Source organism: Bacteroidota bacterium, from assembly GCA_037133915.1.
Taxonomy (GTDB): domain Bacteria; phylum Bacteroidota; class Bacteroidia; order Bacteroidales; family CAIWKO01; genus JBAXND01.
In genome coordinates, this window is sequence record JBAXND010000026.1 from 41,196 (window position 1) to 55,933 (window position 14,738).

A 14,738-nucleotide genomic window follows, 5' to 3' on the forward strand; every position below is an offset into this window, starting at 1 on the left:
ATTTTTTGCTTTCTACCTGCGTACTCTTAAAACTAATATAAATCAGTTTCCTTAAAAATAGTTGAACGCAATGTTGCTTTGCTTTGTTGTTGCCATTACTTTTGTCCTACAAATATGATAGGATAAGTAGTGTAAATTAATAACAAACCAATCTCAAACAACATGAAAAAACTAATCTTTGTTTTTGTTGCGACAGTTTACGCAGCAGTGGCCTTTGGTCAGGATTCACTTAAAGCATGGGACAAGGTCTTTGAAGAGGCCAAACAAAATCCTGCTGCATTTACAAAATTGAAAGTTCGCGTAGGTGCAGATTTTGCGCTTCAATTTCAATCATTACAGCATCATGCTGACTCGTTGCTCATTCCTCTTGGTGGAAACATCAACCTTCCTGCTGCCAACCTCACCGTTGAAAGTGAATTGGCTCCGGGTATCAAAGTAAATCTGGTAACTTATCTGGCAGCCCGTCATCACAACGAATCATGGGTAAAAGGCGGATATCTGCTGGTTGATGCATTGCCGTTTTTCAAATCGCAAACAGTTGATAATATAATGAAGTATCTCACACTTAAAGTAGGTGTGATGGAACTTAACTACGGCGATGACCATTTTTACAGGTCTGATAACGGTCGTGTTATCAATAATCCGTTTGTGGGTAATTACATCCTTGACGGTTTCACAACAGCTCCCGCCGCTGAATTATATTTCCGCTGGAAAGGAATTACAGCAATGGCTGCCGCAACAAGCGGTAACCTCAAACCTGCCTTAGGCGGATACAACGCAACGACAAAAAGCTGGGATCCTTACAATATGGGTCGTGAAATGGCTTACTATTTTAAACTGGCTTATGATAAAAAATTAACTGAAAAAATCAGAATTCGTCCCTCAGTTTCCGGTTATCTGTGTTCAGATACCCATGGTGGAACCCTTTATGCCGGCGACCGCGCTGGTTCACGTTATTTTCTCGTGATGAACAAACAAAGCCTCGGAACATCTCCTGCATATGATATCACAGCCAATGTTACCAACGGATATTTTGGTCCGGGAAGCTTCACCAAGAATACTTCAATTATGGGAAATCTGTATGCATGGATATATGGCTTTGAACTGTTCGGAACCTATGAAATGGCCAATGGGAATACAGGTTTTGAAGTAACAAGCCCTACCGGTGTAGTTACTCCTGCCCGTAAATATTCTTTCACCCACATGAACATTCAGGGTCTGTACTATTTTGGCGGACAAAAGCAATTCTATGTTGGTGGTCGCTATAATGTAGTTTCGCGTAATGCAACCGATGCTGTGGGTACTGTTCCTGCCATGGACAAAATGAGCACAAGCCGCATTCAGGCTGCTGCCGGCTGGAAAATTACTCCTAATGTAATTGCAAAAGTGGAATACGTAATTCAGGATTACAAAAACTTCAATAAAGATAAGACCGGTTATGCCAACTATGGTCCCGGTGCTGCCGGATTCAAAGGCCTGATGGTAGAAGCAGGTATCTCTTTCTAAATTATTGATCCGGGACTGTCATGAATCTATCTGATAGATGATAATCCGAAACCGTGTTGTCACTGTGTGACAGCACGGTTCGTTTTAGGGAGTTGAAATCAGGTTTGCTTAGGGAAAAGTTTGTCGTGGCAGTCCCTTTTTTCTTTTCTTTTTCTGTTGAAATATTGAATCAATACTTACCGATCCTTCGTCAGATGAAATTCAATTCAAAGACACGATACGGAATACGCACCATGCTTGAGATAGCGGGCTGCACTCCGGGCGAAGGTATTCTTCAGAAGGATATTTCTATCCATCAGGGAATCTCAGTCAAATACCTTGATCATATAATACATGCGTTGAAAGTTGCCGGGCTAATTATAAATGCCCGTGGCAAGAAAAGCGGTTACCAGCTTGCACGCCCTGCAGGTGAAATAAGTATGTACGATATTCATAATGCCTTTGAACCGGGCATCTGTATTGTGGAATGCCTGTCGCAAACCTGTGTTGTGTGTGAAGGTCACTCAGGATGTTCGTCAAAAATATTCTGGACCAAGCTTAATATGAATATTATTTCTTTTATGAGGGAAGTAAGCCTTCAGAGCCTGCTCGATAAAGGCATTGCTATAGCAGCAGATGATTTAGTCGGGTTTCCGGAATTGATAAAGAAATCCGGAATTTCACCCGCTTAATTTTTTGCCTGCTCAATTTTTTCTGATGACGGTCGTTTTTTAAACAGTCGTACAATCAATGTAACAATCGTTAACAACCAGCCTAACGGATAAGGGAGTATCAAAAGTGCCCACCACCATGAAAGATCTGAAGTGCCTCCAAAACCACCTAATGAGGAGAAGTAGAACAGAAAGAATACTCCGATTACAATCATTATCATTGATGTCATAAAAAGTTTGCGGTGCCTGTCGTGAGCAAGTGCTGTAATTACGGCCATAAGAATTGAGCCGGCGGCAATAAGTACTGAACCTTCCATTGGATCTAATGTTCCAAGAAGAAATACTACTACACTAATTATATAGGTAATACGCATCCACATTGGTTTTGCCTTCATAATAATAATTTAACGTTTATATCGCATATATTTTCGAACACCTGTTTCCGGTGATATAAAAGTATTAAAATGTCATACAGCTTAATCAAAAATCAGTGATTCACACTGGATAAGGCCGGTGAACGGTAGAGCTTGAACAGTAAGTTGAAATCAATATCAATTACGCTGGAAACTTTCACGAGGCCGAAGAATTTAGTAGGAGTGGAGATCTGATAATCGTTCAGGTCAATGGTGAGGCGACCGCTTACCATGAGATCATTATTGCGAACAAAACTCTTGAGCGCGACTTTATATACCTTGTCTTTGCCGTCAATATTGATGGTGAGAGCTCCTGAGCCACCTTTAATAAGATTTCTATCCAATACAAAATTGTTAGTGCTTATTAAGATGGACGGATAAATATTCGCGTTCAGCATTTCCTGAAGATCGCTGTTCATCATTGGGCTGTGGCAGTCTATCAGTTTTATAGGAATATTAAACTGACGGCAGTGAAGGTCGTATTTATCGCCTGTACGGGTTAGCGAGGCATCCAGCGTATCGTTGATTTGATTTGCATAGTCACAGGTAAACCCTTCAACATTGGTTTCAACACTGATTGAGAGATCGATGCCATTACAAATAAATGCGCTGATTGGAAGCGGATCGTTCCCTGCCCGTAAGGGGAAAGAGCACGTCAGCAATGATAGCAGTATCGCTGACGAAAAGAATAACCCTGTTCTCCGGAAGGAGAAACGGAACACATTTCTTTTTGGGGATGATGTATTCATGGCTGTTTCCCTCTTTTTTTAATCTATTGGAAATACATTTTAAAATTTGCTGTCACCAGTTTGCCGGCTTTAACAGTACCGAACAATGCTTCGGGCGGTGTAATACCGTACTCTGTCATGTCTATTTGTTTGTTGCCCTGAAAATATACTTCGCCGTTGGTTCCGACAAAGCTGAGCACTGTCAGGTCTATTTTTTTTGTAACACCGCTAATGGTTAGGTTACCCGATGCAACCAACTGCTGAACTTTGCTCACCATTTTTTTCTCTTTTATTTCCAGCAGTTTAAATGAAATTGCCGAGAATTTGTCGGTCTTAAGGGCCGTAAATGTTTTTTCATCCATGCCGTCTTTTCCGCTTCTGAAACTATTCGAGTAAAAATTTACTGTCAGCGTGTTAATCTGGTCAATCAGGTTATTGGGGCCGATTACGGCTTCGAGGTTGCCATCAAAATTCGTGACCTTGCTTTCCCAGTCATGCAGGTTTGATGTGCCCGATACGGTCACTGTTGTTTTGGCTTTGTCTACTTTAAATGTTTTAACAACACTTACCGAATGACCCAAAAGCATAAAAGGGACAAGCATTGAAATAATCAGAATTCTTGTTTTCATGGTTATGTTTTTAAAATGGTTTTTATTGAATCCTATCAATCCTATAAAATAGATAGGACAAATTTACAATAACCATTCCAAATCAACAAGCAATTGTGATTATAATTTGAGCCGCCCGTACTGATAAAAATCAATACGACAAGGGGCGAAATGGAGTAAATCCGATGTTAAATCTGAGAAAGAGAACTCATAAGTTTCTAATAGCCATATTCTTTACCGGTAATCTTTTCGATGACTACCCGGTAACATTCAACTTCAAGTACTGACGGCATACCATAGGGAAACTCACGACCGGTATATTTCTTCATCATGATGTTTAATGCCTCTTTTTTTAAATCGGGGTCTTCAATAAACTCAACATGTCCGAAAGCTACCACACTGCGATATTTCATAAGGTAACTGCAGGCAACATCTTTGTTTTGAAAACCTATTTCATGGTCGGTACTGAATGCAACAGACACTTTAGGATTAGCGTGCAGAATATCCATTTTGTGCCCTTCTTTGGCTGAATGCAGGTAAATGTAACTACCGTCAAATCCAAAGTTAAACGGGAGTACGTAAGGCATATTATGAGCGTCGCTCATACCTACAAAACACACATCACATTTATCAATAATCTTCCTGATACTTTCAGCATCAGTCAGCATCCTTTTTGTTCTCATACCTGTATTTATTTATGAAGGCCAATCTGAATGCCTGCTACAAAGCGCGGCAGTTCGGGGTAAGGGCAGGATTTTACAAAAATATCTGTCATGCGGTATTTGGCATAGATTATATAACGGTTGAATCCTAAACGAGCGAAGAATCCGTAACCCAGCGGCTCATAATAATTCAGATGCGAAATTTTTGTGCGAACCAGATTGCCGTTGTCAAGTTTGTCTTTTGTGAAATTCACTGCCGAAAAAGTATAGCTTCCGTAAGCGCCCATATCAATATAGTTGCCCATATAGTTCCCTCTGCGGCCATAATTGATGCGTTGAAAAATTCCCAATTCAACAGCGTGGTCGGTATAGCTTTCTTTCTTGTGTATTACGGTGTCAGGAAATGTTTTTTCTTTTTCCTGTTTCAGATTGTAAGAATGCATATTGTATGAAACTTCTGCTCCGAGCGCATAATGGTTGCACAGCTTGAGTTTATAACGGATACCAATGTCAAAATGATTAGAAATACCGTAGTTTACTGCACTTCCGGCGTTCTCTGAAGATCCGAGAACAAATCCGAAACTGATAAAACCGTTGAGGTAATTGCGTTGATTCGGACCAAAATGTGATTTGGCAGAATCAGCAAGTACATTCTGTTTCATTACTACTGTCTGCGCAGTAATCGTAAAATTTATTGCAATGATGGCTATGAGCAGTGTGAGCTTTTTCATAATTGAAATGATTATTTAAAATGTAAATTCTTTTGCATAACCTCTGTAGAAAACGGTCAGCGTTTTTCCTTTTGAATATTTTTTCAAGGGTATCTTAAGTGCTTCCTGCTGATAAACGGAAATTACGTAGTATTCTTCTATGAACCCTTTTGAATCTGAGATTTTGTAATACAATAACCCTTGTTTGCCGGGCCAGTGATTATCATTAATTGTGTCAGTTACAATGACAAGATTGCTGTCAACTGTTGTGATGTTGAAGGTTGGCAATGCGTTTGTTTTTCCATTGACGAACCACGATGCCTGCGGAACGCCATAACCGTGAGCGTAATCAAAATAGGGATAAAGGTCGCCTGATTTCTGGAGCTCATCAAACATTTGCATATTGGTACGGTCGCGGTGAACCTGCCATGCACATGCTGCAAATCCTGCAATGAGCGGACTGGCAAATGAAGTTCCCTGAACATTGGATAAACCGGTTTTTCCGGCCGCTATCACCGAGCCATATGCAGAGATATTCGGTTTCATTCTTTTGTCGGAGGTAGGGCCATACGAACTGAATGAGATATGATAATCCGTATCCGGATCAATACCTCCTGCAGAAATAATACTGTCGGCATCGGCCGGTGTTCCGATAAATTTCCATTTACTGCTGCCTTCGTTTCCGGCGGCGTTGATAACAAGAATGCCTTTGCGTGCGGCCAGATTTGCAGCTCTCGCCACAAGGCTTGTTTTACCGTCCATTTGGTCGTTGAAGTATCGGTTAAAAGTGTAACCCAGCGAGCTGTTGATAATGTCGGCGCCATTCTTATCGGCCCATTCAACGGCAGCAAGCCAGTTTTTTTCTTCCGAATAGGGTTCTGAATTGACTTCTGTGCGAGCCAGCATGAATTCTGCACCTGTTGCCAATCCAATCTTACGACCGTTTATCATACCTCCGATACACGACATGACCATACAGCCGTGTGAGTTGAAGGAGTAAACAAATTCTTTATTACGGGTAAAATCCCATGTTTTTAAAATGCGTCCGTCGCGGCGGATATGCTCAAAAGCGGGATTCACGTCAACTGTTGGAAAACCTGCATCGAAGATTGCAATACGCAATCCTTTTCCATCGATATTTTTTTGCGTGAACAGTTCGCCACCCATGCGGGCTGTCTGGTTTATCAGCATCACAGATTCTTCTGAGCTAAGAACCGAATCATAATCTGCCTCCGGATTTATCATGGCCGGAACCATAGAACCAAGAACCGGTTCAACTGTTGTAACGAATGAAAATTCTTTTATTTTTTCAATTTGTGATACAGTCGCATCCACATAGGCCATATTGAACCACCTTGATACAAACAACACTGAATCAGCCACAGACGATACTTGCGAAATATAATTTTCGTTCACAGGGAAGTCGGTGATGTCGTAAAGTGAAATGTTATTTACAATGCGTCTTTCAATGGCTTTTGCATCGAAGTAGGAATATGGATCAAATGTACTGCCGTCTTTATCGCGGAAGAATACACGGTAATTCTGCTGCGCATTTACAGAAAGCGTGCAGAAAATCAGTAGAATCAACAAATATTTCGTGAGCTTCATAATATTAAGTATTATGCCTGTAAAAGTACTAAAATTGATGAGTAATGGCTTAATCCATTCTTGACTTATTACATTATTTGCTTTTTGCTTCAGACCCGAATTTTGTTTTACTTTTGTTATAAATATTGACATTATGGTAAAAGATATTCTTGATTTCCTGAAAAAACTGGCTGCCAATAATAACCGTGAATGGTTTCAGCTTAATAAGTCAAAGTATGAGGCTGCTAAAACAGAAGTTGATGTTATTGTCGCAGAGCTGCTGAAAGAAATTTCTGTATTTGATTCCGATATTAAATTCACTACTCCCAAAGATTGCGTTTTTAGGATTTATAAAGACGTTCGTTTTTCGCATGATAAAACCCCTTATAAAACAAATATGGGTGCCATTATCCGCAAAGGCGGGAGAGGAGGACCCAATTATGCCGGTTATTATTTGCATTTTGAACCGGGCGGCTGTTTTCTTGCCGGCGGTATCTGGATGCCCGAAGCGCCTTTGTTGAAAGCTATCCGCAGCGAGATTTTGTACAATACGGATGTTTATTTGAAATTGATAAATGATAAGCAATTCAAAAAATATTTTGGTGAAATTGACGGGGAGAAATTAGTAAATGCGCCCAAGGATTTCCCAAAAGATTTTGAACATATTGAACTTCTGAAATTGAAGAGCTATAACATGATGCACTTCTATGACCCGTCTGCCATGACGCAGAAGGAACTTGTTAAGTATGTGGTGAAAATGTTCAAGTTAATGAAGCCTTACAATGACTTCTTAAACCACGTTGTGCCGGAAGCGCTCTGAAAATCGACGGTTTAAACAGACGCCAGAAAACGTTCTGCTTCAATCGCTGCCATGCAGCCGCTGCCTGCAGCCGTAATTCCCTGCCTGTAAATGTGATCCTGAATATCGCCCGCGGCAAATACGCCTTCAATAGTTGTTTTTGTTGAGCCCGGAATCGTTTTTACATATCCCATTTCATCCAGCTCCAGCTGACCCTTGAACAATTCAGAGTTTGGAGTATGACCAATAGCAACAAAAAAGCCGGTAACATCCAGTTTTTTTGTTTCTCCGGTTTTTACGTTTTGCACTACAACGCCATCAACGCCTTTGTCGCCGGTAACTTCAACAGGTACATGTTCAAATACCGTTTCAATATTTTTGGTAGCGAACACTTTTGTCTGCATGGCTTTCGATGCCCTGAGTTCGTTGCGGCGGTGTATGAGATAAACTTTATTACACAATTTAGAGAGGTAGGTAGCTTCTTCGGCTGCCGTATCGCCTCCGCCAACAATTGCAACATCTTTACCACGGAAGAAAAATCCGTCGCAGGTGGCGCAGGCCGAAACGCCGTATCCGCGCATGCGCTGTTCAGACTCAATCCCAAGCCATTTAGCAGTGGCACCTGTCGCAATAATAACCGATTCAGCTTCTATAAGCGTACTTTCGTCGGCCCATACTTTGAACGGACGCTGCGAAAAATCAACTTTACTAATGATTCCAAAACGAATATCGGTGCCAAAGCGCGCTGCCTGCTTGTGCATATCTTCCATCATCTGGTTGCCGTCAACGCCATCGGGATATCCCGGGAAATTGTCAACTTCGGTAGTGGTGGTGAGCTGGCCGCCCGGCTGAAGGCCCTGGTACATAACAGGTTTGAGTTCGGCGCGTGCCGCGTATATTGCTGCAGTGTATCCTGCGGGTCCTGAACCGATAATCAGGCATCTTACTTTTTCCGGATTCATATTTTAAAATTAGTCGTAAGTAATTAGTCGTAAGTCAAAAAAAAACAATTAATGGTCAATAATTTAACAATATAGCAATTTTGTTCAATTCATTCCGACACGCACGGACATTTGATTATAATTCTTACTTTATAGTTATTACTTCCTGCAAATTACCGTATCATAGCTTGCTCCAAATCCCCACCAGATTCCCAATCCTCCGTTATCAATATTAGTCGGAATGGTAGTTGTTGATGAAAATGGATTCGCACCTCCCATTATTTCCCGTTCGGCACTGCGCCAGAAAAGGTAGCTTTCCACATCTATGTGGCAAAGGCGCGATATTACGGTATCTCCAACACTGAAATGAGAGCCTCCGCGTCCGATACTATCCTGAGTTAAATTGCTTGCCGAGCCGCGATAAAGCGTAAAATTAAATTTCTGTCCGTTAAAAAATTTATCGTCCCATACAGAGCCTGAGATGGGTACAAACCCTTGGTCTTTATGAAGCCGCTTGGTGAAAATGCGGTAATAATCCGTGGTAGCGCCGTTATCAAAACCGGTAGCATTCACAAAACCCAGACTGTCGCCATGGCTTGGGTCTGGCGCAAACCAAACGCTGTCGAGATATACCACTTCGGGGATGCTGGTATGCGCCGTGTAAGTCTTTCCGTCGGCTTCAACCGTGAGCGTATATGTTTTGCCAACCACGCCTTTTAATGTGCTGCCCTGATACATAATGAACGGATACATCGTTGGGCTGACAGTGAGAATCAACGTTTCAGTGTTCGTTCCGTCACTTACTTTTACTACAGCATCCGTTACAATACTATGGATCAATGATGCTGAATCAATAGGGTCGAAATAGGGCGAGCTGCGTGTAACTATTACTGTGGCTGTCTGATTCTGTTCAATCCAGCCTTCCACAACAATTTTCTGTTCTACTTTCGGCAAGGTGAAGTCTATATTTTTTGTGCATGATGACAAAAGCACAATAATAAATACCGGGGCGAGAAAAAATATTTTTTTCATTTTCGTTTCCATTTTAATAACTGAAATTCCATGTAATTGATGGTATGATCGGGAACAGAGAAACCTGTTTCGCCTGCGTTTGCAGATTGAAGTTTGTCAGGTCGCCCGTTGTTTCAAAATAAATGTAATACGGGTTCATTCTGCTGTAGACGTTATAAACAGATAAATTCAGACTGTTTTCAAAACGTTTTTTCGTTTTAAATGTATAGTTAGCCGAGATGTCCAGGCGGTGATATGCCGGCATTCTGAATTCATTGCGCGCGCTGTATTCATTGATGATATTTCCGGAAAGGAAATACCGTGACAGCGGAAGTGTGATGGCATTGCCTGTGGCATATACCCACACCGCTGAAATTGAGAGCCGTTTCCCGATTTCCTGTGTAATTACAATAGAAACATCATGGCGGCGGTCGTACTTTGCGTAGTATTCTTTACTCTGATTAATATCCGGAAATTTGCGCGTGGTCCACGAAAGAGTGTAGCCAATCCATCCGGTTGTTTTACCTGTACGTTTCTTAATGAAAACTTCACCGCCATATGATTTTCCGTTGCCAAAAGTGAAGTTGTTGTCGGTATTATTCTTCAGATTATCTTCGGGGGTGCTTCCCTCTTTGAATTCTATCTGATTTTTCATTTGTTTGTAATAGAACTCAACTGAAGTTTCCCACATATTTTTGTGGAAATTCCGGAAATAACCAAGTGAGTACTGTGTTCCGAACTGGGGTTTTACGATTGATGAACTGGGAACCCAGATATCCGTGGGCAGCGATACTGAAGCGTAGGAGGCAAGGTGAATATACTGGTAATTCTGCGTGAAGCTTGCTTTAATAGACGATTTGGAATTAATTCCGAACTTCACAGAAACCCTTGGTTCTATATGATTATATGTTTTTACAATCTCATTGGGCTTGTAATATATCGTATCATTGATCTGACCAAAATTGTCCTGCTGGTAACGTGTGAATGGACCTGCCTGAGCAAAGAATGTGTAACGAAGCCCGGCATTAATTTTTATGGTTTCGGTAAGGTCAAAATCATCGCTGATGTAGGCAGCGGCTTCATGACTGTATAGCTTAACCGAGCCACCGAGGTCAAATACTGTTTCGCCCGATTTTGCTGAAGCATTGCTTGGCTGCATTACATGAAAAACATAATTACCGCCGAACTTAAACGTATGTCTTATCGAAGGCAGCCATGTGAAATCCATCTTGCCGTTATAGTCGGTGATGCCCGACATCAGCTTCATTTCATAAAGATTTTGTGCAGCCGAAAGGTTGAATTTATAATTGCTGTAAATGAGTGTAGTATTCGAGAAGAGCTTATCATTGAACAGATGATTATACCGAAGTGAAAAAGTTGCATTTCCCCAGTCAATGGTATTTTTAAAAGAAGTGCTGCCGGCAAGATTGAATACATCGCGCCCGAAGTAGCCGCTCAGGTAGAGGCGGTCTCTATCCGAAAAAATGTAATTGACTTTAGCATTCAGGTCGTAAAAATAATAACCGCCTTTTTTAAATGGATTATCGGCACCAACAAAGGGTTTCATAATAAGGTCAATATAGGTGCGCCTTCCAGACACCATGAAGGAACTCTTTTCTTTTTGTATAGGTCCTTGTATGGTAAGGCGCGAAGAAATGAGCCCTATGCCTCCGTCAACATTAAAATCTTTATTGTTCCCGTCTTTCATAGAAATATCAAGCACGGAAGCAAGTCGTCCACCATAATTGGCAGGCATTCCGGCCTTGGTTAATTCAACATTTTTAAGTGCATCGGCATTGAATACAGAGAAAAAACCAAGCAGGTGAGAAGCATTATATACCACGGCTTCATCAAGCAGAATCAGGTTTTGGTCGGGACCGCCACCGCGAACATAAAAGCCCGTATTGCCTTCGCCTGCATTCTGGATGCCGGGAGTGAGTTGAATTGTTTTAATAATATCAACTTCACCAAAAATTGCCGGTAGCTTTTTAATCCGGTCAACCGGAATCTCAAATTTTCCGACCTGAGTACTCTGGGTGTTCTGGTCTGCCTTTTCGCCGGTGATAACCACTTCCTTTGTTGTTACCACCTTTTCTGAAAGCGTGGCGTTCAATTTATAGTCTTTATTAAGATTTACTTTTTCGGTATAATCAGAATAGCCTATAAAGCTGACTACGAGATTGTAATCGCCTTTATCCACGGTAAGTGAATAAAACCCGTATGAATTTGTAGTAGTGCCTTTCATCATTTCCTTGATATACACATTGGCGCCTATCAGGTATTCGCCGGAGGCAGCATCTTTCACAAATCCGCTGACGGTGAATTTTTGTGCAAACAAGGTCGCCGGAAATAAAAAGGAAATAAGAAGAATGATTTGTATCGTTCGCTTGAATAGAGTCATAATCGCGTCAATTTGTCAGTTTGTGGCAAAAAAATCAGGTTGAAATTATTCTTTTTTTCTCGATTTGCCTGTAATGAACGGAAAATAATTGCTCATTATTGCTGTATTAGCAGGGTTTAAAGTACAATTTTCAATCATTGTTGGCTTTGTCGTATAAGTAAATTGTTAAAAAACATGCCATAAATTTTAATGTCAGTGATTAAAAGACCTGTTTTATCATAATTTTCCTGCATGCATTTGTAATAATTGTAATTTCGGGATGTTTTTTAATCGGCATTTTTTTGATGCCGGAAGTGTGAATTTCTTTTTTATGACCATCAGGACTCCAAGTATAATTATTGCTGCAGTTGCATTGTTCATTTGCATCAGCTCCGTTGACGCGCAAAAAGCCTGTTACGAAAAAGCACGTAAAGATGCAATTTCATCCTATAATGCAGAAGATTACGAAATGGCTATGAGTGCCTTGATGGTTGCTGTTCGATGCAGCGATTGTCCCGCAAAAAATGACCTTTCCGCATGGATTAAGAAAGTAAAAGATAAACTTCCATCACCCGAAAAGGCCAGTGGATATACCTTTGGTGGTGATAATGGAGAAGAAGCCCGCGACATTTTACAATACGATGATGGCAGTTTCTATATTCTGGGGCGGACCAATTCATATGGGAGCGGTGAAGACGACATTTACCTTATTAAAACAAATAAATCAGGCAAAAAGCGATGGGAAAAAACCTATGGCGGAAAAGCCCCCGATTATGCAAGCCGCATTATTAAAACAAAAGATAATAAGTTACTGATTTGTGGGAGTACCGGAAATTTCAACGCCATCAGTGAAAATATCTATCTGATAAAAATTGATACTTCGGGTACTATATTGTGGCAGTTCAATTACGGAGGCAATTTTCTGGACTATGGCAATTCGGTGATTCAGGATGCCGATGGCGGATATACGGTGATAGGGCAGTCGTCGTCATTTGGTAATGACAAAGATGTATCGGGAGCGACCAAAGACGACATCTACATTATAAAAGTAGATAAAGACGGTAAGCTGTTGTGGCAGCAGAATTACGGCAGTGCCAATGAAGATTTAGGGGCTGATATTGCACCTTTTGCTAAAGGAGGATGGTATGCGCTCAGTACCGTAAATACTGTTGATAAGGGCTGGGAACTAAACCTGATGAAGCTGGATAAAACCGGAAAAAAAACTTCTGAAAAGAATTATGGGGGTGCCGGTTGGGACTATGGTGTTGCCATGGTAAGCCTGCCGAATGATAATTTTGTGATTGGCGGAACCACGAGCTCCATGGGTGCCGGTGGAAGCGATATGTGGTTGTTTAAACTGGATGCCACAGGCAAGGTGCTTTGGTCAAAGGTGTATGGTGGTGCACAGAACGAAGAGCTCTCGCGCATTGTAAAAGTGAAGGACGGTGGCTTTTTGCTCGTTGGAAGTACTGAATCATCGGGTTCGGGAGAATCTGATATGTATATCGTAAGAGTAATGTCAAATGGTGTAATGAGCTGGCAGAAAACATTCGGCGGCAAGAAAAATGATTACGGTATTTCAGCTGTGGCGCTTTCTGATGGAGGCTTTGCCATTATCGGCTACTCCGAATCTTTTTCGAGCTGGGAAAGCGATATTTGGTTAATTTTTGTTGATTCCAAAGGGAATCTCAGGAAATGAGCCGTTACCGGTCATCTGTATTTTAGTATCGAAAATTTAAAAACGAATCGAATAATTGCGGCAATATCGTTGGCGTTTACTAATTTTGCGTATCTAAATAAAAAGTAATGCTGAGTATTAAAAAGTCACAGATACCCATGGCGGGCGATGGATTATGGGCCGAGCGGGATTTTAAAAGGGGTGAGTTTATTGTCAAATACGATGGCGAAAAAATTTCCAGGAAAGAATGTGAGCGACGCAATTCCATGCAGGAGGGCTATGGCGGATACTATTTATTTATCACCAAAAACAAATGCATTGATGCGCAGCACACAATAACGGCGCACGGGCGTTATGCGAATGATGCGGCCGGTTTGTGCCGTATTGAAGGTTTGAGAAACAATGCAAAATATGAGCTGGTAAACGGAGAACCCTTTATTAAAGCCTCCCGCAATATTTCGGCAGGAGAGGAGATATTGGTATCTTACGGCAGAGGTTATTGGAATACCATGCGGCAGGTGATGGGAAAATAAGGATCTGGAATCATTCAGGCCGGAAGTCAGGTCAATTTTCAGAAATTAGCCAGGAAACAGCACTTTCCCTGTCGCTGAATACCTTTACATCGAACCCTCGATTAATACAGGTAGTTTCATAGAATTTCAGATTTTTCGCAGCTTCCTTATTCTCGGGCAAAATAATTGCTTCCTTGAATTTATGAGATTCGAAAATTGTAAGATAGTATTCTGCTAAGCTGTAAATATCAACCAATGAACCGTTATCGCTGAGTCCTTTGCAGTCGCCCAGCAAGAGTAAGGTATTCTTTTCCAGTGCAAATTCGAGTGTTTGAGTCACGGAGTTAAACAGTTCATCTTTAGGAAACGGTCCGACATAAACCGTTTCAACTACTTTAATATCCTCATGATAGCATATTTTTACAGCCATAGTATTTTCGTTGAGTATTTCCGATAGGGACAATGGACATATTGCGTAAATGTACAAAAACATGATTTAAAAATCACTGTTGTCCGGTAAAAGTTTGAAAGAAGCCGAAGCATAAGCCCGGCT

Annotated in this window: 15 protein-coding genes; 5 read left to right on the top strand and 10 right to left on the bottom strand. The window is 41.2% G+C overall.

What is annotated here, in order from left to right; all coding sequences use genetic code 11:
* Positions 1–162: 162 nt before the first annotated feature.
* Positions 163–1,506 carry a hypothetical protein gene (locus WCM76_10080; protein MEI6765979.1) on the top strand — a complete coding sequence of 448 codons (1,344 nt, stop codon included), beginning with the start codon at positions 163–165 and terminating at the stop codon, positions 1,504–1,506.
* A gap of 194 nt (positions 1,507–1,700) precedes the next feature.
* On the top strand, positions 1,701–2,177 hold the full coding sequence (locus tag WCM76_10085; GenBank protein MEI6765980.1) for an Rrf2 family transcriptional regulator: 477 nt from the start codon (positions 1,701–1,703) through the stop codon (positions 2,175–2,177).
* Here WCM76_10085 and WCM76_10090 read toward each other — a convergent pair.
* The 6 genes from WCM76_10090 to WCM76_10115 all read right to left on the bottom strand — a co-directional run bounded on the left by WCM76_10090 (position 2,174) and on the right by WCM76_10115 (position 6,885).
* Positions 2,174–2,551 (bottom strand): hypothetical protein, encoded by a 378-nt coding sequence (locus WCM76_10090; protein MEI6765981.1) that lies wholly within the window; start codon positions 2,549–2,551, stop codon positions 2,174–2,176. The two genes, WCM76_10085 and WCM76_10090, sit on opposite strands and share 4 nt — an antisense overlap.
* 92 nt (positions 2,552–2,643) lie before the next feature.
* Positions 2,644–3,318 carry a YceI family protein gene (locus WCM76_10095; GenBank protein MEI6765982.1) on the bottom strand — a complete coding sequence of 225 codons (675 nt, stop codon included), beginning with the start codon at positions 3,316–3,318 and terminating at the stop codon, positions 2,644–2,646.
* A 23-nt stretch (positions 3,319–3,341) separates the two neighbouring features.
* Positions 3,342–3,926 (bottom strand): YceI family protein, encoded by a 585-nt coding sequence (locus WCM76_10100; protein MEI6765983.1) that lies wholly within the window; start codon positions 3,924–3,926, stop codon positions 3,342–3,344.
* A gap of 197 nt (positions 3,927–4,123) precedes the next feature.
* Positions 4,124–4,588: a pyridoxamine 5'-phosphate oxidase family protein gene (locus tag WCM76_10105; GenBank protein ID MEI6765984.1), complete on the bottom strand. Its 465-nt coding sequence runs from the start codon at positions 4,586–4,588 to the stop codon at positions 4,124–4,126.
* A gap of 8 nt (positions 4,589–4,596) precedes the next feature.
* Positions 4,597–5,298 carry an outer membrane beta-barrel protein gene (locus WCM76_10110; protein MEI6765985.1) on the bottom strand — a complete coding sequence of 234 codons (702 nt, stop codon included), beginning with the start codon at positions 5,296–5,298 and terminating at the stop codon, positions 4,597–4,599.
* A 15-nt stretch (positions 5,299–5,313) separates the two neighbouring features.
* The gene (locus WCM76_10115; GenBank protein ID MEI6765986.1) at positions 5,314–6,885 is read right to left on the bottom strand and encodes a S8 family serine peptidase; all 1,572 of its coding nucleotides are present in this window, start codon (positions 6,883–6,885) and stop codon (positions 5,314–5,316) included.
* Positions 6,886–7,018: 133 nt separating this feature from the next.
* Here WCM76_10115 and WCM76_10120 point away from each other — a divergent pair, with 133 nt between their 5' ends.
* Complete coding sequence (locus tag WCM76_10120) at positions 7,019–7,684, top strand: DUF2461 domain-containing protein (protein ID MEI6765987.1); 666 nt, start codon at positions 7,019–7,021, stop codon at positions 7,682–7,684.
* Positions 7,685–7,695: 11 nt separating this feature from the next.
* On the opposite strand, the gene trxB is transcribed toward WCM76_10120, so the two are convergent.
* The 3 genes from trxB to WCM76_10135 all read right to left on the bottom strand — a co-directional run bounded on the left by trxB (position 7,696) and on the right by WCM76_10135 (position 12,016).
* Positions 7,696–8,625, bottom strand: coding sequence for a thioredoxin-disulfide reductase (gene trxB, locus WCM76_10125; GenBank protein ID MEI6765988.1), 930 nt, complete (start codon positions 8,623–8,625; stop codon positions 7,696–7,698).
* Between the two features lie 138 nt (positions 8,626–8,763).
* A complete protein-coding gene (locus WCM76_10130; protein ID MEI6765989.1) occupies positions 8,764–9,636 on the bottom strand; it encodes a DUF4249 domain-containing protein in 873 nt (290 codons plus the stop codon).
* 13 nt (positions 9,637–9,649) lie between these two features.
* Positions 9,650–12,016, bottom strand: coding sequence for a TonB-dependent receptor (locus WCM76_10135; GenBank protein ID MEI6765990.1), 2,367 nt, complete (start codon positions 12,014–12,016; stop codon positions 9,650–9,652).
* A gap of 310 nt (positions 12,017–12,326) precedes the next feature.
* Here WCM76_10135 and WCM76_10140 point away from each other — a divergent pair, with 310 nt between their 5' ends.
* Together WCM76_10140 and WCM76_10145 are read left to right on the top strand one after the other, a co-directional pair.
* Positions 12,327–13,694, top strand: a complete 1,368-nt coding sequence (locus tag WCM76_10140) for a hypothetical protein (protein MEI6765991.1) — start codon at positions 12,327–12,329, stop codon at positions 13,692–13,694.
* Between the two features lie 107 nt (positions 13,695–13,801).
* Entirely contained in the window at positions 13,802–14,206 is a 405-nt protein-coding gene (locus tag WCM76_10145) for an SET domain-containing protein (protein ID MEI6765992.1), read from the top strand.
* A 31-nt stretch (positions 14,207–14,237) separates the two neighbouring features.
* Here the strand turns inward: WCM76_10145 and WCM76_10150 are convergent, their stop codons facing one another.
* On the bottom strand, positions 14,238–14,615 hold the full coding sequence (locus WCM76_10150; protein MEI6765993.1) for a hypothetical protein: 378 nt from the start codon (positions 14,613–14,615) through the stop codon (positions 14,238–14,240).
* Between the last annotated feature and the right edge of the window lie 123 nt (positions 14,616–14,738).

Coding starts and splice junctions, on each gene's coding strand:
- WCM76_10080 (MEI6765979.1), top strand. CDS start 163: ATGAAAAAACTAATCTTTGTTTTTGTTGCGACAGTTTACGCAGCAGTG.
- WCM76_10085 (MEI6765980.1), top strand. CDS start 1,701: ATGAAATTCAATTCAAAGACACGATACGGAATACGCACCATGCTTGAG.
- WCM76_10090 (MEI6765981.1), bottom strand. CDS start 2,551: ATGAAGGCAAAACCAATGTGGATGCGTATTACCTATATAATTAGTGTA.
- WCM76_10095 (MEI6765982.1), bottom strand. CDS start 3,318: ATGAATACATCATCCCCAAAAAGAAATGTGTTCCGTTTCTCCTTCCGG.
- WCM76_10100 (MEI6765983.1), bottom strand. CDS start 3,926: ATGAAAACAAGAATTCTGATTATTTCAATGCTTGTCCCTTTTATGCTT.
- WCM76_10105 (MEI6765984.1), bottom strand. CDS start 4,588: ATGAGAACAAAAAGGATGCTGACTGATGCTGAAAGTATCAGGAAGATT.
- WCM76_10110 (MEI6765985.1), bottom strand. CDS start 5,298: ATGAAAAAGCTCACACTGCTCATAGCCATCATTGCAATAAATTTTACG.
- WCM76_10115 (MEI6765986.1), bottom strand. CDS start 6,885: ATGAAGCTCACGAAATATTTGTTGATTCTACTGATTTTCTGCACGCTT.
- WCM76_10120 (MEI6765987.1), top strand. CDS start 7,019: ATGGTAAAAGATATTCTTGATTTCCTGAAAAAACTGGCTGCCAATAAT.
- trxB (MEI6765988.1), bottom strand. CDS start 8,625: ATGAATCCGGAAAAAGTAAGATGCCTGATTATCGGTTCAGGACCCGCA.
- WCM76_10130 (MEI6765989.1), bottom strand. CDS start 9,636: ATGAAAAAAATATTTTTTCTCGCCCCGGTATTTATTATTGTGCTTTTG.
- WCM76_10135 (MEI6765990.1), bottom strand. CDS start 12,016: ATGACTCTATTCAAGCGAACGATACAAATCATTCTTCTTATTTCCTTT.
- WCM76_10140 (MEI6765991.1), top strand. CDS start 12,327: ATGACCATCAGGACTCCAAGTATAATTATTGCTGCAGTTGCATTGTTC.
- WCM76_10145 (MEI6765992.1), top strand. CDS start 13,802: ATGCTGAGTATTAAAAAGTCACAGATACCCATGGCGGGCGATGGATTA.
- WCM76_10150 (MEI6765993.1), bottom strand. CDS start 14,615: ATGGCTGTAAAAATATGCTATCATGAGGATATTAAAGTAGTTGAAACG.